Source organism: Bacillus sp. JNUCC-22, assembly GCF_018861275.1.
GTDB classification, from domain to species: Bacteria; Bacillota; Bacilli; order Bacillales; family Bacillaceae; genus Bacillus; species Bacillus velezensis.
Window position 1 is genome coordinate 3320943 of the sequence record NZ_CP076408.1, and the last position, 20686, is coordinate 3341628.

The window sequence follows — 20686 nt, forward strand, 5'->3', positions numbered from 1 at the left end:
TACTATAACGGATGTGCATGAACGGAATATGAACAAAAAGTATATTTTTGATAAAAACCAAAATAAACTCTATTAGTCAATATTATCAAATTCATCTGCCTCCGGTTGCGGAAATAAGGAATATTTAATTGAATGTTTAAGTTTGACAGATTAAAAACCTCACGGATCTCTCCGTGAGGTTTGTTTTACTCAGATGCTGAATGGCGTTTCGCAAGGACGTCAAGCACGTCGTCCAAAGGAAGCGACTGCTCACGCAGAAGAACGAGCAAATGATACAGCAAATCCGCCGCTTCCCATTTTAATTCTTCATGGTCCCGGTTTTTCGCGGCGATAATAACCTCTGCGGCTTCTTCGCCGACTTTTTTGAGGATTTTATCGACGCCTTCCCGAAACAGATACGTTGTGTAGGCTCCGTCAGGCATCTCCGCCTGCCGTTTGGCGATTACGCTTTCCAGTTCATTTAAGATGCCGAAACGATCCTGCGCATCCGCTTTTTCCGGAGAAAAGCAGCTGTAGCTTCCCTTATGGCATGCGGGTCCTGAAGGCTCCGCAAGCACGACAAGAGCATCTTGATCGCAATCATAGCGGATGGCTTTCACCTTTTGGGTATTCCCCGACGTCGCTCCTTTATGCCACAGCTCCTGCCTTGAACGGCTGTAAAACCAGGTTTCTTTCGTTTCTATCGTTTTTTCGTAGGATTCACGATTCATATAAGCCAGTGTCAGCACTTCTTTGCTTGCCGCATCCTGTACGATGGCGGGAATCAGTCCGGCCTCGTCAAACCGCAGTTCATCTGCCCGTTTCATCTCACATTCACCCCGTGTTTCTTCATATAATCTTTCACTTCTTTTATAGATGTCTCTTTGTAATGGAAAATGGAAGCTGCAAGCGCGGCGTCCGCTTCACCGATCGTGAAGGCTTCAAGCATATGGTGCGCGCTGCCGGCTCCCCCTGACGCAATGACGGGCACCGGGACGGCACGTGTGACAATCTGTGTGAGCGTATGATTAAAGCCTGTTTTCTCACCGTCTGCGTCCATGCTTGTCAGCAGGATTTCACCCGCTCCCCGGCTGACGGCTTCTTTTGCCCAGGCCGTGACTTCCCACTCGGTTTTCTTTCTGCCGCCGTGTGTGTACACTTTATAGCAATCCGAATCTTCGTCATACTTTGCGTCAATCGCCGCTACGATGCATTGCGAGCCGAAAAAATCCGCTCCTTCCGTAATCAGCTCGGGGCGGAGGACGGCCGCTGTATTAACGGATACTTTATCAGCGCCGGCGCGAAGCATTCGTTTCATATCGCTTAATTGATTAATTCCGCCCCCGACCGTAAACGGAATCGCCAGTTTTGCCGCAACCTGTTCTACGACGTCCGTCATCGTCTTGCGGCCTTCGTGAGAGGCGGAGATGTCGAGAAAAACAAGTTCGTCAGCGCCCTCCCTGTCGTAAGCTTCGGCCAGCTCGACAGGATCGCCCGCATCTTTCAGCCCGAGAAATTGAATGCCTTTGACGACGCGTCCTTCTTTCACATCGAGACACGGAATGATTCGTTTCGTGATCATGCGTCCTTCACCCCGCCGAGCGCCTCAGCCAATGTAAATTGTTTTGTATACAGCGCTTTTCCGATAATCGCTCCCGATACGCCGGCGTCTTTGAAGCGGGCCAGTGCTTTGAGGTCGGCGACTGAGCTGACTCCGCCTGAAGCGATGACGTTTTTTCCCGTTGCTTTTGCGAGCTGAACGGTGCTTTCGATGTTCGGTCCTGACAGCATGCCGTCAGTTGCAATATCCGTGAAAATGAAGGTTTCCGCTCCTTCGGCCGCCAATTCACGGCCCAGATCGTCCGCCCTTACCGAGGATGTTTCCAGCCAGCCTTCCGTCGAGACATATCCGTTCCTTGCATCAAGGCCGATCGCGATTTTGCCGCCGTATTGTTTCAGCATGCTCTTCACAAATGCCGGATCGGATACGGCCGAGCTGCCGAGAATGACGCGATCAACGCCTTGTGATAAATAACCGTACACATCTGCTTCAGAACGGATCCCGCCGCCGATCTCGACTTTGATATCAAGCTGCCGCGCAATGTCAAGAACATGCCTGTCGTTTACTTTCCTGCCTGCTTTCGCGCCGTCAAGGTCCACGAGATGAATCCACTCGGCACCTTCTTGTGCAAATTGCGCCGCCATGCCTAAAGGAGAGTCACCGTATATCGTTTCCTTGCCGTAATCGCCTTGGATGAGGCGGACGCATTTGCCGTTTCTCATATCGATTGCCGGATATAATGTAAAAGCGTTCATTTCTTCACCTTCTGTTCCGCTGCCATTTTTGTAAATTGCGTTAAGATCGCCATTCCGGCCGTACCGCTTTTTTCCGGGTGAAACTGTGCACCGAAGACATTGCGTTTCCCGACGACCGCCGGAACACGAACGCCGTACTCAGCGCTTGCCAGAAGATCACCGTCTTCCATCCCGTCTATATAATAGGAATGGACAAAGTAAACGAAGCCTTCCGCCGCTTCCGAAAGCAGAGGAGACGTTTGGTGAAACGTCAGCCGGTTCCAGCCCATATGCGGCACCTTCAGCTTGTTTCCTTCGGCATCTCTGTCTTTGAGTCTCACAGCTTTTCCGGCTAATAAACCAAGTCCTTTTGCAGAGCCGTTTTCGGTGCTTTCTTCGAAAATGAGCTGCATGCCGAGGCAGATGCCGAGGAGCAGCTTACCCTCTTCAACCATACGGTGTATGAATTGATCAAGCTTCGTGCTGCGTAAATTGTCCATGGCGTCACTGAATGATCCGACACCGGGAAGAATAAAAGCATCCGCTTTTTCAAGCTCTTCCGGCCGGTCTGATACGACATACGGGACGCCGACACGTTCCAGCGCCTTCGATACGCTGAATAAATTGCCCATACCGTAATCAATTACACCGATCATTTACAGCATTCCTTTCGTAGACGGCACACCCTTGACGCGCGGATCAATGGATGACGCTTCATCAAGCGCTCTGCCAAGCGCCTTAAACACGGCTTCTATCATATGATGAGTATTCGTGCCGTAATGAACGATGACGTGCAGATTCATTCTCGCTTCCAGCGCCAGTTTCCATAGGAATTCATGTACCAGCTCGGTATCAAACGTTCCGACTTTCGCTTGCGGAAATGCAGCGCGCATCTCAAGGTGCGGCCGGTTGCTCAGATCTACGGCAACTTGGGCGAGCGCTTCGTCCATCGGCACTAGCGCTGATCCGTATCGTTTGATCCCTTTTTTATCACCGAGCGCCTCCAAAAAAGCCTGCCCTAAACAGATGCCGATATCTTCAGTCGTATGGTGATCATCTATCTCCGTATCGCCTTTTGCGTCAACAGTTAAATTGAATTGCCCGTGCTTTGTGAACAAATCAAGCATATGAGTCATAAACGGCACATCCGTGCTGATGCCGGCTTTTCCTTCTCCGTCTATTTCGAAAGCCAGCTTAATATCCGTCTCATTTGTTGTTCTGGCGCGTTCCGCTTTTCTCATCGGTCATTCCTCCGTTTCTCGCTTCAATCGATCTTGCGTGCGCTTCAAGCCCTTCCAGTCTCGCGAAGGCGGAAATGCTGTCCGCGTGTGTTTCAAATGCCTTCCGGCTGTATGAGATGATGCTCGATTTCTTTTGAAAATCTGTTACATTCAACGGGCTTGAAAACCGCGCCGTTCCGTTTGTCGGCAAAACGTGATTCGGTCCGGCAAAATAATCGCCGACCGGTTCAGCGCTGTATCGTCCTAAGAAAATCGCCCCCGCGTGTCTGATGCTTCCAAGCAAAGCCTCCGGCGAATGCGTCATGATTTCTAAATGCTCGGGCGCCAGCGCGTTTACCGTGTCCACCGCATCTTCCATCGATTCCGCGATATAAATGCGGCCGTGATCCCTGATCGACGCTTCGGCGATTTCTTTACGCGGCAACGTCTGAAGCTGTTTATTCACCTCATCTGATACGGCTTCGGCAAGCTTCCGTGAATCGGTGACAAGCACGCTTGAACTGAGCGTATCGTGTTCGGCCTGTGAAAGCAGGTCAGCGGCGACTTCTTTGGGCACCGCCGTATCGTCTGCCAGAACCACGATTTCACTGGGCCCGGCAATCATGTCAATGTCCACAACACCGAAGACTTCACGCTTTGCGAGTGCTACAAATATATTGCCGGGGCCCGTGATCTTATCAACAGGCTGTATCGTTTCGGTTCCGTAAGCGAGCGCGGCAATCGCCTGCGCGCCTCCCGCTTTGTAAATTTCCTTTATGCCGAGCTCAGACGCCGCCGCCAGAACGCCCGGTGAAAGGCGGCCATCCTTTCCCGGAGGACTGACGAGAACGATCCGTTCCACTCCCGCAGCGAGAGCGGGGATGACATTCATTAAAACGGAAGACGGATAAGCGGCTGTCCCGCCCGGCACATATACGCCCGCGGAATCGAGCGCCGTTATTTTCTGCCCGAGCATCGAGCCGTCTTTGCGATGGTAAAACCACGAGGATTGCAGCTGGCGTTCGTGATATTCTTTAATATTGGCAATCGCCTGTCTGATCACTTCCAGCAGCTGATCATCAAGCAGACGGTATGCCTCGGTGATTTCCTCTGCGCTCACGGCCATTTGGTTCAGGCTAATGCCGTCAAATGTTTTTGTATAGGCCAAAACGGCTTTGTCTCCGTTTTGTCTGACGTCTTCAATAATCCCCCTGACAGTTTTCCGCTGCTCTTCGGTTCCGCTGTCGATGGAACGCTTCAGTGAGAACCGCTCACTTCTATTTACTGCGGTTATTTTCATTGTGCCGTTTCTCCTTCCACAACCTTGGCCAGCCTGGCCGCCATTTCGTCGATTACATCATCCTTCATGCGGTAGCTGACCGGATTGACGATAAAACGCGATGTGATGTCACAAATATGTTCTGATTCAACGAGACCGTTTTCCTTTAATGTCCGCCCGGTTGATACGATATCTACGATTCTGTCAGCAAGGCCGATTAAAGGCGCCAATTCAATCGAACCGTTCAGCTTAATGATTTCCACCTGCTCGCCCTGCTCTCTGAAATAACTTGACGCAACATTCGGATATTTCGTCGCAATCCTCGGGGCGACTCCGTTCCAATCCGCTCCGGGAAGCCCCGCAACGGCGAGATGGCATTTGCTGATTTTCAGATCAAGCACCTCATACACGTCACGCTCTTCCTCAAGCATGACATCCTTTCCGGCAATACCGGCATCAGCGACGCCATGCTCGACATAAGTCGTCACATCCATCGGCTTTGCCAGAATAAAGCGGAGATTTTCTTCAGGAACGTCAATGATCAGCTTTCTCGATTCTTCAAACTCCTCAGGCAGCCTATACCCGGCCTGCCGCAGCAACCCGGCCGCTTCTTCGAATATCCGTCCTTTTGGCATTGCCATTGTGAGTACCTTACCCATTCTGCTCTTCCTTTCTGGCACCGATAAAGTATGTGACGTTTGCGAATGATTTTGTCATATGATCGATATTTTCAATGCCCGCGAGATCCTGCAGGACGACTTTTCTGCCTCTCGCCCTTTCTTCCTCCGCGAATAAAATGGCCTGCGCCCGCTGCTCCTTGCTGAAAATCACAGCGTCCGCTTCACTAGTTTCTTCCTGGATGCCGAGCGCTTCAATCAGCCTGTCGATACGGAGCCCGAAACCCGTGGCGGGAGCGGGACTGCCGAAATGGCCGAGAAGATTGTTATAGCGTCCGCCGCTTCCGATGACAAAACCGACATTTGCCGCATACACTTCGAATAAAATTCCCGTGTAATAACTCATATGGCTTACCATATTCAGATCAAGGCGAATATGCTCGGCACATCCGTAATCCTCAAGAATGTCCCACAGGTCTTCCAGCTCCTGAATCAAGCTTTGTCCGGAGATGCCGATGATCTCCTCCGCTTTGGCGCAGATCTCTTTCCCGCCTCGCAATTCCAGAAGTGCCAGCAGCCGGCTTTTGTCTATTGACGAAAGCGGAAGCGATTTGACATGTTCCCTGTATCCCACGTAATTCTTCTCAAAGAGAAAGCGCCGCAGAACATCCGCCCGCTCAGCATTGCCCAGAACCTCGACAAACAGCTCATCAGCGAGTCCGGCATGGCCGATCGCGATTTTAAACCGGTGCAATCCCGCGCTTTTCAAAGCGCCGGCCGCCAGCGCAATCACCTCGGCGTCCGCGCTTGTTGATCCGTCGCCGATCAGCTCCGCGCCGACCTGTTCGAATTCGGCCGGACGTCCGCCTTCCCGCTCCTGAGCGCGATAGACGCTTGCCGCGTACCCCGCTCTGAGCGGATGATTGTGTTTGTGCAGCTTAGACGCCGCCACCCTGGCAATCGGTCCGGTCATATCAGGCCGAAGCACAAGCGTTTTTCCGTCCTGATCGAGAAGCTTAAACAGCTGCTGTTCTTCAATGGCTGACTGGACGCCTACTGTTTCATAAAATTCAAGGGTCGGCGTCTCCATAAACTGATAACCCCATTTATCAATTAAATCCGTCAGTGTGGAACGGACTTTTTTCTTGGCTTCGTATAAACCGGGCAGCGTATCTCTCATGCCATGCGGTTTCTCAAACATAAACATTTGCCTTTTACACCTCCGCTTTGTCTGAAGGAAAATTCCGAATCCTTTAGTTCGCTAATATGATAATATGTTAGCAGATAAAAGAATGAATTGCAACGCACAATGTCCGCCTATTCTTTTCCATAAACATGGCTAAAGAATGAACAAACCTGTAAACATATCGGAACGATCGAATCATATTGAGCAGAAGTGCTATAATACATAGAATAGCTTCAACAGAAACAAGGGAGAAGAATTGATAATGAAGACGCTTGGAACATTATGTGTGCTGATTCTGACAGCCGTCCTTGTCTATCTGGGATATAACATCTATACAAACGATATTCATTTGAATTTTTTCAATCAGCAGTCCGACGAGCCTGATGAGAAAACACCGTTAAAAGGGAGCGCGTCACCGCTGAATGTCGTTCTGTACAGACAGATGGATTCTCCCAGACTTTACAATGGCTGTGAGGTGACAAGCCTTGCCATGATTTTGAACAATGCCGGATATCATGTATCAAAAAATACATTGGCGGATAAAATCAATAAAGTTCCGCTCACATACAGCAGCGGGCTGAAGGGAGATCCGAATGAAGGATTTGCCGGAGATATGGAAAACGGCCCGGGTTTAGGCGTTTATCATGAGCCGATTGATAAACTCGCCAAAGAATATGCGGGAAACAAAGTATACGATCTGACGGGAAAAGACATTTCTTCAGTGTACCGCCAGCTTGAAAAAGGGCGGCCGGTCTGGGTGATTACCACCACATCCTTTAAGCCGGTTGATAATATGCAGACTTGGAATACGCCGAACGGAAAGATCGACGTTACGTTCAGCATGCATAGCGTAGCCGTCACCGGTTATGATCACGATTATGTATACGTCAATGATCCTTACGGCTATAAAAACAGAAAAACAGATCGGTCTGACTTTGAAAAAGCCTGGAAGCAGATGGGCAGCCAGGCCATTGTGATCAAGTCATAAAAAAACCCCGCTGACGTTAATCAGCGGGGTTTTCCCATTCGTTCTTTCATTTCTTCGGCCGTATAGATCACCTGCATCGGATTTCCTCCGACAAACGCCCCGGCCGGGACATCTTTGTGCACCAGCGTGCCGGCTGATACAACGGCTCCGCTCCCGATGGTGACGCCGGGCAGAATGGTTGTGTTTGCCCCGATCATCACCTCGTCACCGATTGTGACAAAACCGGTCCGGTACTCATGTATTAAATATTCATGAGCCAAAATCGTCGTATTGTAGCCGATGATACTGTTTTTTCCGACAGTGATTTTTTCGGGAAACATGATATCCGGCATCACCATCAGCGCGAATGACGTCTGTTTTCCGACATTCATTTTCAAAAAGGTTCGGTACAGCCAGTTTTTCACGGTTAAAAACGGCGTATACCTTGCGATCTGAATGATGATGAAATTTTTCATCACCTTCAGAAAGGGAACCGTCTGATAAACATGCCACAATGAATTTGCACCTGAAATCGGATGGCGGTCTGTTTTTCTCACGGATTACTTCACTCCGGTGATGTGCAATAAATCACTCATTTTCTCGAGCATATAATCTGGTTCATAGGCGGAAAGCGTCTGTGCGCCTTTAATCGTCCACGCGACGCCGGCTGTTTTCGTGCCGGCGTTTTTTCCCGCCATGACATCGTGATAATTGTCACCGACCATTATGGCTTCCGACGGATCGCACCCAAGCCGGCTGAGCGCAAGCCGCACAGGCTCGGGGTCAGGCTTCGGATGCTTTACATCATCAAGCGTGACGACAGTATCGAAAAACGCCCCGATGCCTGTCAGCTTCAATCCCATATTGACTGTATCCCTCAGCTTTGTGGTGACAATCCCGAGCTGATAGCCCGCTTTTTTCAATTCATCCAGCGTTTCATAAACCGTTTCGTACTCCGTGACGAGCTCATCGTGCTTTTCATGGTTGAATGCTCTGTACATGCTGATCATCTCATCGCACTTTTCAGCATTAATGCCTGAAAACGTTTCATACAGGGGCGGGCCGATAAACGGAAGCACATCTTCCCTTTTGAACTGCCCCGGGCAATAATGATCAAGCGTATGAAGGTAAGAAGCGATAATCAGTTCATTCGTGTCAATCAGCGTGCCGTCGAGATCAAATAAAATGGCGGTTACACGTTTATCAGTCATCTTATGTCCTTTCCGATTTCAGACGTCAGTCCGTATCTGCATACCGCTTATCGGCATACCCTTTAACGCGTCTGAAAACCATTAAAATAATCGCGAGAACAATCAGCACAATGGAAATGACCTGCGCGATCCGAAGCTGGCTCGTAAGCATCAGGCTGTCCGTCCGCATTCCCTCAATAAAGTATCTGCCGATCGAATACCAGATCACATACGTCAAAAATAGATTGCCCCTGCGCAGGTTCACGCGGCGGAGCAGAAGCAGAATCACGACGCCCGCAAAACTCCACAGCGATTCATACAAAAACGTCGGGTGATAATATTGTCCGTCTATGTACATCTGATTAATGATGAAATCCGGAAGATGCAGACTTTCCAAAAATGACCGGCTGACCGCTTCACCGTGAGCCTCCTGGTTGATAAAGTTTCCCCAGCGCCCGATAGCCTGGCCGAGCAGAATACTCGGCGCGGCAATATCCGCCAGCTTCCAGAATGAGATGCCTCTTACTTTTGAAAAGACGATTCCCGTCGCGATCGCGCCGATTAATCCGCCGTGAATCGCAATGCCGCCTTTCCAAATTTTAATGATTTCCCCGGGGTGTTCCGAGTAATAGCTCCACTCGAAAAGCACATAATATGCCCTTGCGCAAATGATTGCGATCGGGATGGCGAAAAGAACAAGATCAATAAAAATGTCCTTTTTCAGCCCCCGCTTTTCACTCTCCCTCATGGCCATCCAAAGCCCTAATAACGCGCCCGCGCCGATAATGATGCCGTACCAGTGCACGGATAACGGCCCGAGCTGAAAGGCAATCGGATTGATTGGTGTTCCTGCTTCATTCATATCATTGCCAACTCCTATTCGTCTTGTTCGCCGTCCTCAATGACATCCGCCAGCTTATTCGTGAATTGCTCGGCAGCATTTAAGCCCATCCGCTTCAATCTGAAGTTCATCGCCGCAACTTCGATAATAACGGCGAGATTCCGCCCCGGGCGAACGGGAATGGTCAGTTTTGTAATTTCCGTATCAATGATTTTCATTTTTTCTTCTTCAAGTCCGAGACGGTCGTATTGCTTCCCTTGCTCCCAAAGCTCAAGGTCCATGACGATTGTAATTCTTTTATTGCTTCTGACGGCGCCCGCTCCGAACAGCGTCATGACATTTATAATGCCGAGACCCCTGATTTCAAGCAGATGCTCAATCAGATCAGGCGCGTTCCCGACAAGGGTATCCTGATCCTCCTGCCGGATTTCAACGCAGTCATCCGCGACAAGACGATGGCCTCGTTTGACAAGCTCCAGCGCCGTTTCACTTTTACCGACGCCGCTTTTTCCCGTTATGAGCACACCGACGCCGTATATATCCACAAGCACGCCGTGAATGGCGGTTGTCGGCGCGAGACGGCTCTCAAGAAAATTCGTCAGCCTGCTTGACAGCCTGGTTGTTTTCAGAGGGGATCTGAGCACAGGCACGCCGTTTTGCTCGGAAGCTTCTACAAGCTCCGGCGGGATCGGCATATCTCTGGAAAGTATGATAGCCGGCGTCACATCGGTGCACAGCGATTTCATCCGCTGTTTCTTATCTTCCTCGGGAAGCTGATCGAAAAATGACAGCTCCGTTTTTCCTAAAAGCTGCACCCGTTCTCTCGGGTAATATGTAAAATAACCGGCGATTTCAATACCGGGCCGTGATAAATCACTCATCGTAATCGGGCGGTTAATCCCTTCTTCTCCGCTGATCAATTCTAAATGGAACTGCTCCATTACGTCTTTGGTCCGAACCTTTGCCAAGATATGTTCCTCCTGTTCTGGGATGTTCCGAGCTTTGAACAGTTATATTTTATCACTTTACCGTCTGAACCAAAACAGATTTATACAATTCCGGCATAACTGGTCTAGATAACTAGTCTGAAAAAGAGTAAAATAAAACTAACAACTAACCAGAAAGGCGTGTTTTAAAGTGGCTGAAAGCTTGTTAATCAGCGGTGCGGACATCGTAACAGAAGAAGAAATCATCCGAAACGGTTTTCTCGGTATAAAGGACGGCATCATTTCTTACGCGGGGAAAACAAGACCGCAAGAAATGTATGAGAAGGAATGGAAGGCGCCCGCGGGCTCGTATGCGCTTCCCGGAATGATTGATATCCATATTCACGGCGGATACGGCGCGGATACGATGGATGCTGATGTTGCAGCTCTTGATACAATGTCCGCCCGGCTGCCCGAAGAAGGAACAACCTCTTTTCTAGCGACAACGATCACACAGCAGCACGAAAACATTGAAAAAGCGCTCGTCAACGCCAAAAAATGGGCGTCTTCCTCACCGAAGGTCCAAAAAGGCGCTGAGTTGATCGGCATTCATTTAGAAGGACCGTTTGTCTCTCCGAAAAAGGCGGGAGCACAGCCAAAACAATGGATTACTCCTGCTGATGCCGGGCTCTTTCAGAAATGGGAGCGGCTCTCGGGAGGGCTGATCAAAATCGTGACGCTTGCGCCGGAAGAAGATCCTGATTTCAGCCTGATCCGTTATTTAAAAGACCAAAACATCATCCCGTCAATGGGACACACAGACGCAGGAGCCGAGCTTTTACAAAAAGCGGCGGATGCCGGGGCAGTGCATATGACGCACCTCTTCAATGCCATGAGCTCCTTTCATCACCGTGAGCCGGGGGGCATCGGTACGGCTCTCGCCTGCGGCCGCATCACGGCGGAGCTGATCACCGACGGCATTCATTCCCATCCTTTGGCCGTTAAGCTTGCCTATTTGGCGAAAGGAAGCAAAAACCTGATCATGATTACAGACTCCATGCGGGCAAAAGGGCTTAAGGACGGAGAATACGAATTCGGCGGACAAAAAGTCACCGTTCGCGGGGACACGGCGCTTCTCTCTGACGGGACGCTGGCCGGTTCCATTTTAAAAATGAATGAAGGCGCGGCGCTCATGCGCAGGTTTACAAACTGCTCATGGCTGGATATAGCAAATATGACATCGGCAAATGCGGCCCGCCGCCTCGGCATATTCGACCGTAAAGGAAGCATCGCCGAAGGAAAAGACGCCGACGTTGTTCTGACGGACGGACAGTGCGGCGTGCTGGCAACGATTTGCCGCGGAAACACCGCATATATCTCAAGGGAGGCTGATTGGACATGAACGTTATCACATGCAGACATTATGAAGAATTAAGTGAAAAAGCCGCATCGATTATCGCTGAAACAGTGAAACAAAAGCCGGATGCCGTTCTCGGCCTTGCGACGGGAGGCACTCCTGAAGGCGTATACAAAGAACTTGTGCGGATGCACCGCTCAGAAGGCTTGTCATTCCGGAATGTCACGACGATCAACCTTGATGAATACGCCGGGCTTTCTCCCGAGGACAAAAACAGCTATCATTATTATATGAATACACATTTTTTTGCACATATCGACAGCCGAAAGGACCGCCACTTTCTCCCTGACGGACGGGCAGACGATCTTGATGCCGAATGCGGACGATATGACCGATTGATTCAAACACTCGGCGGAGCGGATATACAGCTTTTAGGCATCGGACACAACGGCCATATCGGCTTTAATGAACCCGGGACGCCATTTGAATCCCGAACCCATGTCGTTGAGCTGAATGAAGAGACAAGACAGGCGAATGCGCGGTACTTTCCGTCAATTGATCAAGTCCCTGTAAAAGCCCTGACAATGGGGATCGGGACGATTTTGTCCGGCAAACGGATTTTGATCATGGCATCCGGAAAAAGCAAGGCCCAAGCGGTGAAGCAGCTTCTGGACGGGCGCATCAGCGAAGCATTCCCCGCCTCCGCCCTGCACGCGCATCCGGATGTGACGGTCTTGATTGATGAAAAGGCTGCGGGCGGCGATTGAAAGGATTTGACCTATGCAGATTGATAAACAATCTCCGATTCCGATTTACTTTCAGATTATGGAACAATTAAAAACACAAATCAAAAACGGCGAGCTGAAAGCGGATGCGCTGCTTCCGTCGGAGCGGGAATACGCCGAACAATTCGGCATCAGCCGAATGACGGTCCGCCAAGCGCTTTCCAATCTGGTGAATGAAGGATTTTTATACAGGCAGAAAGGCCGGGGAACGTTCGTCAGCAAACTGAAGATGGAACAGCCGCTTCAAGGGCTGACAAGCTTTACGGAAGATATGAGAAGCCGGGGCATGAAGCCGGGGAGCAGACTTGCCGAATACCAGCTGATTCAGGCGACGGAAGAATTATCTTCTATCCTGGGATGCGGCTATCCGGCAACGCTTCATAAAATCATCCGCGTCCGGCTGGCAAATGATATCCCGATGGCGATTGAGGCCTCGTACATCCCGTTTGACAAGGCGGGAAAACTGGACGCCTCCCATTTTCAATCATCCATGTATGAGCATATTGAAGCGTACAATCAGATGCCGATCTCACGGGCAAAACAAGAGCTTGAACCGGGAGCCGCTTCCGAGGAAGAAGCTGAGCTGCTCGGTATCCAGCCCGGCGCCCCCGTCCTCTATATCAAGCGGACCACTTATCTGCAGGACGGCACTGCCTTTGAGCACGTCAAATCCGCCTACAGAGGCGACCGCTACACATTCGTGCACTATATGGACAGGGTGAAATGAAACATCTCCAACCGTTACGGGTTGGAGATGTTTTTTTGATCTGCCATTTTCAAATCAAGCCGGTGAATGTTCTCTATGACTCTGTCAAAACGAAGAGGCTGTGGTTCTGGTATCTATTTTTATAAAGAAAAGAGTAATAAAATGCTACCCTCTGTTTTGGACAATATACGGAACCTGCTTTGAAACCAGCAGCAGCGGTTCTTTGTTTTTATGAGCCAGCGAAAACATGATTGCGCCTTCAATCATCGAGTTGATTGTCACTCCGAGCTTCTCCGCTTCCTCTCGTTCAAACCCATGCTCAAGAAATTTTGCCGCAAACACATCCGTCCACTTCTTAAACACCTCAACACATGTGCATCTTAACGTTTCATTGATCAGAGCGGTCTCACCTGCCAGCAATCCAACCGGCACGCCCTCAATATTCTGAGGGTCATTAAACTGTTCAGCCGTTACATGAATAAAGTGCTGAATCGCTTCTATAGGGTCCGCGAATTGAGACATACTATTCTGTATTTGCTTTTCAACGCATCTTCCCGTATGTTTGATCGCCGCAATGGCGAGTTCTGCTTTTCCGTTTGGAAAGTGATGATACACAGACCCCCTGGGTGCTCCGCTCTCTTTTATAATTTGATTCAAACCAGTCGCATGGTATCCCTGAATCTGAAAAAGATATGCAGAGGTTTGAATAATTCTTTCTTTTGTCCCGGTTTTACTGTTCATTATGTTTCCTCCTGCATATTACGAAAACCAATCGATTTTAGTATAGAAAAGGGACATAAAAAAGTCAAAAGCACTTATCACAGCAGGGCGCCGCCATTTACGCACAGAAAAAATCCTGCTGACCGTCAGATTTTCTTCTGACGATCAGCAGGCTGTATGTTTTCGTTATGGGTTTGAGGCATGCCTGAAATCAAACTGATCCGGAGCCGGGCGATACGGCGTATTTCCCGTTTTGAACATCCACAGCGGTGATATTGTTTTGCCGTTGTACGGGTCCTTCACGACGGTGTACCAGTAATAAACGGAATCAGGATGCAGGCCGTCCCAGACCCAATTTGCGGTTTTTCCGCTTTTTACGTGTTTTTTATGACCGAGCAGTTCGTTCGTATAGACGTTGCATTCAAAATAATCGGTCGCTACCCTTTTCCTCTTCGGCTGTAAATCCATTTCTGCTGAGAATTCGTCTTTATCAGCGAACAGATCGGTGTCATAGTAATTGATGTCATCCGTGTACGGCGAGTAGGAGAACATGTGAACCTGATTGGCGGCCTGATCGAATTGCATCATGCGCATAAAGCCCTGCCCCCCTTCCGGACCGTCCTGGTAGTCGGTCAGAATTTGGTGGACGAGGCGGTCCGGTTTTCCGTCCCCGTCATCGTCAAGCGCATCGGTTTTTTTCATGGCGTTATGGTAATGGCCGCTTAATACCATCGCCACATTGCGATTCGGCTTGACGACTTTTCGATAGATCGTTTCCCCGATCGGGCTTCGATTTCCGCTCACAAGCAAGTACTCATGAAAGCATAAGATGGCGGTTCGGTCCGGATACCTCTTTAGCACTTGATTGATCCAGTCAATCTCTTGTTCCGCAATGCCCCAGCCCATATAAATCATAATAAAATCGTTCCCGCTTGCCGACAGCAGATCATAATGCCCGCGGTTATTTTTGTATGATCCGCCGTAATGCATGTTCTGTTCAAACCGGCGGCTCCCGAAGAAATCCCCGAATGTTCGGTATGTGCCGTCTTTATGGCCGACGTCGTGATTGCCTGCAAGCACTCCGTACGGAATCCCCGCCTTGTCAAGCGTCCGCATGGAGTGATCGGCGTTTTTCCACTGTTTCATCACCATTGAATCATCGACGATATCACCGGTATGAAAGACATATTTAATATTGTGCTTTTCCTTATTTTCTTTGATCCACTCCGTCATTTTGTCAAAAATGTGCGGGTGTCCTTGTGCGTAATACTGTGTATCCGACATCCAGACAAACGTGTAATTGCCTTTCGCCGGTATTTGATCCTGCACGATGACATTCATTTTTGAGTTCTTCACCACATCCGCTGCGGAAACGGCGGCTTTTAGTGTAAACGGCTTTTTATCTTTGGCAAGGACGCTGTCCGCCTCCTGCCAGCGGCTTGTCCGGTAATTCCAAATATACATGGTTACCTTTCGGCCGGGCAGAGAGCTTCCTTTCCAGACCGCCTCAGCCAGATCCGTTTCGTCGATAGACGGGTCAACAGAGACTTCGAATCGGTGATAAGGAAAACGCTCCATACTTTCCGCCGATACGGTTTTTCCGTCATTTGCCGAGATGCGGTTCATTTCCGGCAGGGTAAACGGCATTTCATTTTCTTTTATGCCCCTCGGCGGTTCCGTTAATGAGGCGTGTTTATACACTTTCACGCTGCCCGGATTCCGCGCGGTATAACGGAAGCCGCGATAAAATGATACATTCATGTCATCCTTCGTCGGGTCTTTTACCCGGACGGACAGCTTTGCTTTGCGGGCGCCGATTTTTTGATCCGCAAGCTCCGGCTGGTTCGGCTCCTCCCGTTTGATATGGAAGGTGCGGACGGACGTTGTTTCATTTCCGGCAAGGTCTGCCGCAATGATGGTAAGGGTATGTTTTCCGGGCTTGAGATCGGCTGATGACGTGTGATGCGGGAGCGTAATGCTTTCTCCGTCCAAAAACGCTTTGACCTCTTCCACTTTGCTCCATTTGTCACGGATGTCCGCATTCAGCTCAACATTACCTTTCAGCGCCGCGCCTTCTTTGATACCCGGGACAATCTTCGGCCCCGTATTGTCCACCCGCACAGATTGGCTCAGCTGCTCCTCACCGTCGCTAACAAAAATATGGTGATAGCCTTCAGAAAGCTTCGCCGTGTTCCACGGCAGCAGCCGTGACGTAAACAAATGATCCGGCAGGCTGAATGAGAAGGTCTTCTGCTGATTCGCCCGCCTGCCGTCACCGATAAACAGCTGCTCAGCCGGATCCGTCTTCCCGTCTTTGATCACCGTTCCGTCCGAAAGCACCAGACGGGCATGTTTCACGACAAAATCATCCCGATTCTCTCCCGTATCATACGGAGAAACCTTTGAGCCCGAACGGATGGATACTTTCTGTGTTTTGCCCCCTTTTTGCAACAGACGTTCCGGAAGGAGAACCGAGTGCGTTCTGTAACGGTGAGACGGATCGTCAAAAATGTGCAGCACCTCATTTTCCATTATGACGGTGTTTTGAAAATAAAGATTCGTTTTCCGGGTATCGAAGGCGAAATAGACCTCTTTTTCCAGCGCCGGCCGGGTCTCCTGCCGCTTGCCGTCAATCCACAGCTTGATCTTATCGGCGCTGACGTCGGAAGTCGCTTTGAGCAGATAGGTGCCGGATATCGTATCTTCGGGTTCAACATTCATTCTGAGTCCGTGTGATTTGCTCGTCTGTTCAATGTCAATCATTTTGACGGGCGTTTTTGCTTCATTTTCTCCATCACTGGCTGCGATATAATACTCAAGCTGATCCTGGCCGAGCAGCTCCGGGGAATAAAGAATGTGATGGTATAAGCTGTCGTTGCGGTCTTTTTCGGCCAGAATTCGTTTGAATGGTTTTTTCTCATTGGTCCGGTAATAAAACGCGGCTGTTTTGACAAGGTTTTTGTCTTTTATGTCAGCCTTTAATTCAATGCTTTCAGCGGGCCGGACGGGCTTTCTGTCTGTAAGGTCTTCGATGACCGGTTTTTCCTTGTCGGGTTTTATCACCCTTTTCTGCTGCGGGATCTGCGCCTGAAAAACAGAGCCCGGTGACGGCTTATGCTCGCTCGTGGAGATCTTCAGCAATTCTCCCGTTCCGTTCAGCGGATATTTGTACAGCAAAGAAGTCAGCCGGCGGAAAGCGTGTTTCCGGTAATGCGCTGAGGCGATACCCTTTCCGGTATTTGCCGACAGCACCACCGTACGCGGGCGGCCGTTGGACATTCCGTCCGTCCCTTCGATGACGGCGAGATGTTCTCCCTCCTTCAGGCGTGTCCTGTAATAGCGATTGAAATCATCTATCGTCAGTTCTGATGCGGCGCGTCTCAGCCAAAACACGTAAGTCCCGCCTGACGGAATGACGGTATCTTCTTTCGGCCTCCATATCATATCTGATTCCGGCCCTTCCTTCGGATAGCGGTAGCGGATGTGGTAGTCTTTAAAATGAATGGGTCTGTCCGTCGTGTTATACACCTCGATAAATTCATAGGCATCAGCGCCGTCTTCATTTTTCGTATCAACCGCAAGCTCCGTAATCATCAGCTCGGGAATATGATTCAAATCGGCTTGATAGCCGTCCAGCTTCAGCCGCTTTTTCTCCGATTCCGCCCGCTGTCTGCCGTTGGTGAAAACGAGGTAATATTCCAATTCTCCATTCCAGATATCCCGTTTTGAAATCTGGGCCGTAAACAGCCGGATTGCGCCTGGCGCGGGCTCCATCGGCACCATTTTAAACCCCAGCTCATTGCTTTGTTTATAAAAAAGAAACGCCGAAAACGCTTGATAGTCAGCATTCCGTACATGAGCCTGTATGAACAGGTTTCTTTTCATTTCCGCCTTTACTTCGATTTGGGGAGGATTCTCCAGAAGCGGTATGTAATGAGGCGGCTGTCCGAATTCCTGCTGATTCACGGGGATTGCCGATTCTTTGCGCGCCGCATCCGCAGAAGGACTCACACAAAGCAAACCAATCAGAAAAAAGAGCGTCATCACAAGTTTCATCTCATTACCTCCCTATACATTATGTTGCGTCAGGAGGCTGCCGCTTATGTAAATCACACATAAAAAAGCTGCCCTCTCGGGACAGCTCGTTTTTTACCTTTTTCTAAGCGGCTCCAATATGCCTTTTTGGATCAGCAAGTGGAAAACGGACAGCACGACGGATGCCCAAATGGCGGTGCCGAACCCATCAATCTGAAAGCTGTCTCCCATCAAGGCTGCGGTCATCATTAACGTTATGGCGTTGATGACAAACAGAAAGAGGCCGAGGGTCACAACCGTGACAGGCAATGTCAATATGACGATGATCGGTTTGATCAGCACATTTAGCACAGAAAGAATCACACTGGCGATGACAGCCGCTCCGATACTGCTGATATGGACGGAATCAAAATATCCCGCGATAACGATTAATAATAAAGCATTTACTAAAATGCTGACTGCCCATTTGATCATTTATTTCAAATCTCCTTCTAAAGGTACAACAAAACACCAGATAATATATACAATCGGCACGATTCCGCTCGTGACAAGCGCTAATACAACGGTGATAATGCGCAAAAGCGACGCATCCATATTGACGTACTCCGCCAAACCGCCGACGACGCCGGCGATTTTACGGTTTTTTTCTGAACGGTAAAGTCTTTTCATCCAATCACCTCTGAGTATGCTTGAGCTTAATGGCTCCTGTTAACGATTCTGAGAAAATCGAGAGATGCTGATCATGGCCTTGATTTGATGCCAGCATCAGTTCTTTTTGAATGGTATCATTCTTTTCCTTTAAAATTTCCGCATCAATCAGCTCATGGCTGAGAGAGCCGAGATTGCTTTTCAGCTCCGCTTTCACCGCCGAATCATCAGGCAGAGCGATATCCACGTTTCCCGTCGTCGTTTTCGTGTAGATGGAGCGGCAGTGCGGCGCTGTCACGGTAAGCATGATATTGCCGTTAAAGCTTTGAACGTCAATGGATTCACTCGATCCGCGCAAATCAATCAAGCCGTTGATCGTTTCCGCTTCAATCGCGCCGCATTGATGTCCGGCCAGCTTGATTTGTCCGTTAGCCGTTTCCGCCGACGCTTTATCAGCCGTCAAATGAGAGAATGACAGAACGCCGTTTGTGGTTTTCGCCGAGAATTCTTTTACATGTAAATGTTCCCCTCTGATCGGTCCGTTAAACAGCTTCACTCTTATCTTATCGTACTCTTTCTGGGGAACATAAAGCGTGACATTGGTTTTCATCGTTTTCTTTTCCGTGCGGACAAAAAACTTATTGCCCTTCACTTCACACTCAATGTGCTGAAGAAATGCGGTGCGCGCCGCCTCCTGACTGTCCGCCCGGTACACTTTCGCCTGGCACTCCGCTCTGATATCTTCATCCGCCCACGGCACGATATTGACGCTGCCGTTTGCAATCTGCATATCAATGGCCGAGAATTCACTGTCTTTAAATTGAAAAATATGCTGCACTTCGTGTGCGTGGCCGAAATTCAGATCAAGATCCGCTTCCTTCACTTTTTTGACGGCAGAATCAATCCAGTCGAACAGCTTCGCCCCGAGCGACGGCTTTTGGCTTCCTTTTGCCCCGCTTTCGAAATCTTCCGCAGGTTCCTGGACCTCCGCAGATAATGCGGTGATCTGCTCTTCTTTTTCTTTATATTCATGATCCAGTTTTTCAATGAGCGTCAGTGCTTCCTGCGCCGTCAGCATGCCGTCTTCCACAAGCTTTAAAATCCGTTCTTTCTCCTGTTTCATACAAAACGCCTCCCCCGACTTTTCTTACACCTGGCGTAACACCTTAATTCCCTGCACGATATTCCAAATGACCATTCCGATGAGGATCAGAAAATAAACAGCTGCTCCTGTTATCATAACAAAAACGGGCACCATACTCTCCCCCTGAGCCGTAATCAATCCGCCGACAACACCCGCGGTCACAATCAGCAATCCCGCAAACGGAATGATATGGGAAATCAGAGCTCGCATGGCATGCCGCTTCGTCTCTTTTTCATCGACGACAAAGTAAGCCACAATCGGAAGAATGAGCGGCGCGAGAAACACGCTGAAATAACAGATTGATGCGATAATCGCTTGATTTCGGTTCAATAAAAACACTCCCTGTGCCTTGATGTAAAAACCCTTCCTTATACATACGTATGACGAATGGGCGGGTTTCATTTTCATGCTAAGGACATGCTTCGTTATACGTAATTTTTGATTTCAGAGATTTCACTATAGAATCTTTTCCCCGAACCGATTACAATATGTAACAAAGCCTGACCGTATGCAAGGAGGACATACAAATGGAGAAAGATCCCGAAAACGCCCAAGTAACGGAAGAGAGTCTGCGAAATTTAATTCGCGAACAGAAAAGAATGAACAGCGAAATGCTGGCTGAATTGGAACAGATCAAAGCAGCCCCTCTTCCCATTTCCCATGATATCCAATATATAAAAGTGCTGCTGGACAGCAGCAGCACCCATATTCTGCAGGACTTAATGCATTTAAGCAAACAGCTTCCCCAACAGAAAAAAGCCTGTAACACAACAGCCCAAAACCGGTGAGTT

At 49.4% G+C, this 20686-nt stretch carries 23 protein-coding genes; 5 read left to right on the forward strand and 18 right to left on the reverse strand.

Annotated elements, in window-relative coordinates; all coding sequences use genetic code 11:
• Positions 1-185: 185 nt before the first annotated feature.
• From hisIE to JNUCC22_RS16285, 8 genes are read right to left on the reverse strand one after another with little or no spacing between them, the layout of a single operon-like run.
• The gene (gene hisIE, locus JNUCC22_RS16250; RefSeq protein ID WP_021495256.1) at positions 186-806 is read right to left on the reverse strand and encodes a bifunctional phosphoribosyl-AMP cyclohydrolase/phosphoribosyl-ATP diphosphatase HisIE; all 621 of its coding nucleotides are present in this window, start codon (positions 804-806) and stop codon (positions 186-188) included.
• Positions 803-1561 (reverse strand): imidazole glycerol phosphate synthase subunit HisF, encoded by a 759-nt coding sequence (hisF, locus tag JNUCC22_RS16255; protein ID WP_007614017.1) that lies wholly within the window; start codon positions 1559-1561, stop codon positions 803-805. The genes hisIE and hisF overlap by 4 nt, the downstream gene beginning before the upstream one ends.
• Positions 1558-2295, reverse strand: coding sequence for a 1-(5-phosphoribosyl)-5-[(5-phosphoribosylamino)methylideneamino]imidazole-4-carboxamide isomerase (gene hisA, locus JNUCC22_RS16260; protein ID WP_216061908.1), 738 nt, complete (start codon positions 2293-2295; stop codon positions 1558-1560). Before hisA ends, hisF begins: the two co-directional genes overlap by 4 nt.
• Positions 2292-2930, reverse strand: coding sequence for an imidazole glycerol phosphate synthase subunit HisH (hisH, locus tag JNUCC22_RS16265; protein WP_216061909.1), 639 nt, complete (start codon positions 2928-2930; stop codon positions 2292-2294). Before hisH ends, hisA begins: the two co-directional genes overlap by 4 nt.
• Positions 2931-3515: an imidazoleglycerol-phosphate dehydratase HisB gene (gene hisB, locus JNUCC22_RS16270; RefSeq protein WP_216061910.1), complete on the reverse strand. Its 585-nt coding sequence runs from the start codon at positions 3513-3515 to the stop codon at positions 2931-2933.
• Positions 3481-4794: a histidinol dehydrogenase gene (hisD, locus tag JNUCC22_RS16275; protein WP_216061911.1), complete on the reverse strand. Its 1314-nt coding sequence runs from the start codon at positions 4792-4794 to the stop codon at positions 3481-3483. Before hisD ends, hisB begins: the two co-directional genes overlap by 35 nt.
• Positions 4791-5432, reverse strand: coding sequence for an ATP phosphoribosyltransferase (hisG, locus tag JNUCC22_RS16280; RefSeq protein WP_029325809.1), 642 nt, complete (start codon positions 5430-5432; stop codon positions 4791-4793). The genes hisD and hisG overlap by 4 nt, the downstream gene beginning before the upstream one ends.
• Entirely contained in the window at positions 5425-6597 is a 1173-nt protein-coding gene (locus JNUCC22_RS16285) for an ATP phosphoribosyltransferase regulatory subunit (protein ID WP_043020611.1), read from the reverse strand. Before JNUCC22_RS16285 ends, hisG begins: the two co-directional genes overlap by 8 nt.
• 241 nt (positions 6598-6838) lie before the next feature.
• On the opposite strand from JNUCC22_RS16285, the gene JNUCC22_RS16290 reads away from it, so the two are divergent.
• Positions 6839-7564, forward strand: coding sequence for a C39 family peptidase (locus tag JNUCC22_RS16290; RefSeq protein WP_012118548.1), 726 nt, complete (start codon positions 6839-6841; stop codon positions 7562-7564).
• A gap of 20 nt (positions 7565-7584) precedes the next feature.
• Here the strand turns inward: JNUCC22_RS16290 and JNUCC22_RS16295 are convergent, their stop codons facing one another.
• From JNUCC22_RS16295 to hprK, 4 genes are read right to left on the reverse strand one after another with little or no spacing between them, the layout of a single operon-like run.
• Positions 7585-8100 (reverse strand): acyltransferase, encoded by a 516-nt coding sequence (locus JNUCC22_RS16295; RefSeq protein WP_216061912.1) that lies wholly within the window; start codon positions 8098-8100, stop codon positions 7585-7587.
• Positions 8101-8103: 3 nt separating this feature from the next.
• On the reverse strand, positions 8104-8754 hold the full coding sequence (ppaX, locus tag JNUCC22_RS16300) for a pyrophosphatase PpaX (protein WP_012118550.1): 651 nt from the start codon (positions 8752-8754) through the stop codon (positions 8104-8106).
• Between the two features lie 25 nt (positions 8755-8779).
• Positions 8780-9595 carry a prolipoprotein diacylglyceryl transferase gene (lgt, locus tag JNUCC22_RS16305; RefSeq protein WP_138093035.1) on the reverse strand — a complete coding sequence of 272 codons (816 nt, stop codon included), beginning with the start codon at positions 9593-9595 and terminating at the stop codon, positions 8780-8782.
• 14 nt (positions 9596-9609) lie between these two features.
• Entirely contained in the window at positions 9610-10542 is a 933-nt protein-coding gene (gene hprK / locus JNUCC22_RS16310; RefSeq protein ID WP_003151456.1) for an HPr(Ser) kinase/phosphatase, read from the reverse strand.
• Between the two features lie 169 nt (positions 10543-10711).
• Between hprK and nagA the strand changes: the two genes are divergently transcribed.
• The 3 genes from nagA to JNUCC22_RS16325 are packed head-to-tail and all read left to right on the forward strand — an operon-like array spanning position 10712 to position 13369.
• The gene (gene nagA / locus JNUCC22_RS16315; protein ID WP_216061913.1) at positions 10712-11902 is read left to right on the forward strand and encodes an N-acetylglucosamine-6-phosphate deacetylase; all 1191 of its coding nucleotides are present in this window, start codon (positions 10712-10714) and stop codon (positions 11900-11902) included.
• Positions 11899-12624: a glucosamine-6-phosphate deaminase gene (gene nagB / locus JNUCC22_RS16320; protein ID WP_012118553.1), complete on the forward strand. Its 726-nt coding sequence runs from the start codon at positions 11899-11901 to the stop codon at positions 12622-12624. Before nagA ends, nagB begins: the two co-directional genes overlap by 4 nt.
• Positions 12625-12637: 13 nt before the next feature.
• Entirely contained in the window at positions 12638-13369 is a 732-nt protein-coding gene (locus tag JNUCC22_RS16325) for a GntR family transcriptional regulator (RefSeq protein WP_012118554.1), read from the forward strand.
• Positions 13370-13513: 144 nt separating this feature from the next.
• Here the strand turns inward: JNUCC22_RS16325 and JNUCC22_RS16330 are convergent, their stop codons facing one another.
• From JNUCC22_RS16330 to JNUCC22_RS16355, 6 genes are all read right to left on the reverse strand, one after another.
• Positions 13514-14089: a TetR/AcrR family transcriptional regulator gene (locus tag JNUCC22_RS16330; protein ID WP_216061914.1), complete on the reverse strand. Its 576-nt coding sequence runs from the start codon at positions 14087-14089 to the stop codon at positions 13514-13516.
• 165 nt (positions 14090-14254) lie between these two features.
• Positions 14255-18124, reverse strand: coding sequence for a metallophosphoesterase (locus JNUCC22_RS16335; RefSeq protein ID WP_216061915.1), 3870 nt, complete (start codon positions 18122-18124; stop codon positions 14255-14257).
• Positions 18125-18217: 93 nt separating this feature from the next.
• Positions 18218-18577: a phage holin family protein gene (locus tag JNUCC22_RS16340; protein ID WP_007407446.1), complete on the reverse strand. Its 360-nt coding sequence runs from the start codon at positions 18575-18577 to the stop codon at positions 18218-18220.
• Complete coding sequence (locus JNUCC22_RS16345; RefSeq protein ID WP_007407447.1) at positions 18578-18772, reverse strand: PspC domain-containing protein; 195 nt, start codon at positions 18770-18772, stop codon at positions 18578-18580.
• 4 nt (positions 18773-18776) lie between these two features.
• Complete coding sequence (locus JNUCC22_RS16350) at positions 18777-19874, reverse strand: DUF4097 family beta strand repeat-containing protein (RefSeq protein WP_007614045.1); 1098 nt, start codon at positions 19872-19874, stop codon at positions 18777-18779.
• A gap of 24 nt (positions 19875-19898) precedes the next feature.
• A complete protein-coding gene (locus tag JNUCC22_RS16355; RefSeq protein WP_003151444.1) occupies positions 19899-20225 on the reverse strand; it encodes a hypothetical protein in 327 nt (108 codons plus the stop codon).
• Between the two features lie 197 nt (positions 20226-20422).
• On the opposite strand from JNUCC22_RS16355, the gene JNUCC22_RS16360 reads away from it, so the two are divergent.
• Positions 20423-20683 carry a hypothetical protein gene (locus JNUCC22_RS16360; RefSeq protein WP_012118557.1) on the forward strand — a complete coding sequence of 87 codons (261 nt, stop codon included), beginning with the start codon at positions 20423-20425 and terminating at the stop codon, positions 20681-20683.
• The last annotated feature ends 3 nt before the right edge of the window (positions 20684-20686 follow it).

Bases quoted from the DNA above. Each gene is read 5' to 3' on its own strand.
- hisIE (WP_021495256.1), bottom strand. From the start codon at position 806: ATGAAACGGGCAGATGAACTGCGGTTTGACGAGGCCGGACTGATTCCC.
- hisF (WP_007614017.1), bottom strand. From the start codon at position 1,561: ATGATCACGAAACGAATCATTCCGTGTCTCGATGTGAAAGAAGGACGC.
- hisA (WP_216061908.1), bottom strand. From the start codon at position 2,295: ATGAACGCTTTTACATTATATCCGGCAATCGATATGAGAAACGGCAAA.
- hisH (WP_216061909.1), bottom strand. From the start codon at position 2,930: ATGATCGGTGTAATTGATTACGGTATGGGCAATTTATTCAGCGTATCG.
- hisB (WP_216061910.1), bottom strand. From the start codon at position 3,515: ATGAGAAAAGCGGAACGCGCCAGAACAACAAATGAGACGGATATTAAG.
- hisD (WP_216061911.1), bottom strand. From the start codon at position 4,794: ATGAAAATAACCGCAGTAAATAGAAGTGAGCGGTTCTCACTGAAGCGT.
- hisG (WP_029325809.1), bottom strand. From the start codon at position 5,432: ATGGGTAAGGTACTCACAATGGCAATGCCAAAAGGACGGATATTCGAA.
- JNUCC22_RS16285 (WP_043020611.1), bottom strand. From the start codon at position 6,597: ATGTTTATGTTTGAGAAACCGCATGGCATGAGAGATACGCTGCCCGGT.
- JNUCC22_RS16290 (WP_012118548.1), top strand. From the start codon at position 6,839: ATGAAGACGCTTGGAACATTATGTGTGCTGATTCTGACAGCCGTCCTT.
- ppaX (WP_012118550.1), bottom strand. From the start codon at position 8,754: ATGACTGATAAACGTGTAACCGCCATTTTATTTGATCTCGACGGCACG.
- lgt (WP_138093035.1), bottom strand. From the start codon at position 9,595: ATGAATGAAGCAGGAACACCAATCAATCCGATTGCCTTTCAGCTCGGG.
- nagB (WP_012118553.1), top strand. From the start codon at position 11,899: ATGAACGTTATCACATGCAGACATTATGAAGAATTAAGTGAAAAAGCC.
- JNUCC22_RS16325 (WP_012118554.1), top strand. From the start codon at position 12,638: ATGCAGATTGATAAACAATCTCCGATTCCGATTTACTTTCAGATTATG.
- JNUCC22_RS16330 (WP_216061914.1), bottom strand. From the start codon at position 14,089: ATGAACAGTAAAACCGGGACAAAAGAAAGAATTATTCAAACCTCTGCA.
- JNUCC22_RS16335 (WP_216061915.1), bottom strand. From the start codon at position 18,124: ATGAAACTTGTGATGACGCTCTTTTTTCTGATTGGTTTGCTTTGTGTG.
- JNUCC22_RS16340 (WP_007407446.1), bottom strand. From the start codon at position 18,577: ATGATCAAATGGGCAGTCAGCATTTTAGTAAATGCTTTATTATTAATC.
- JNUCC22_RS16345 (WP_007407447.1), bottom strand. From the start codon at position 18,772: ATGAAAAGACTTTACCGTTCAGAAAAAAACCGTAAAATCGCCGGCGTC.
- JNUCC22_RS16350 (WP_007614045.1), bottom strand. From the start codon at position 19,874: ATGAAACAGGAGAAAGAACGGATTTTAAAGCTTGTGGAAGACGGCATG.
- JNUCC22_RS16360 (WP_012118557.1), top strand. From the start codon at position 20,423: ATGGAGAAAGATCCCGAAAACGCCCAAGTAACGGAAGAGAGTCTGCGA.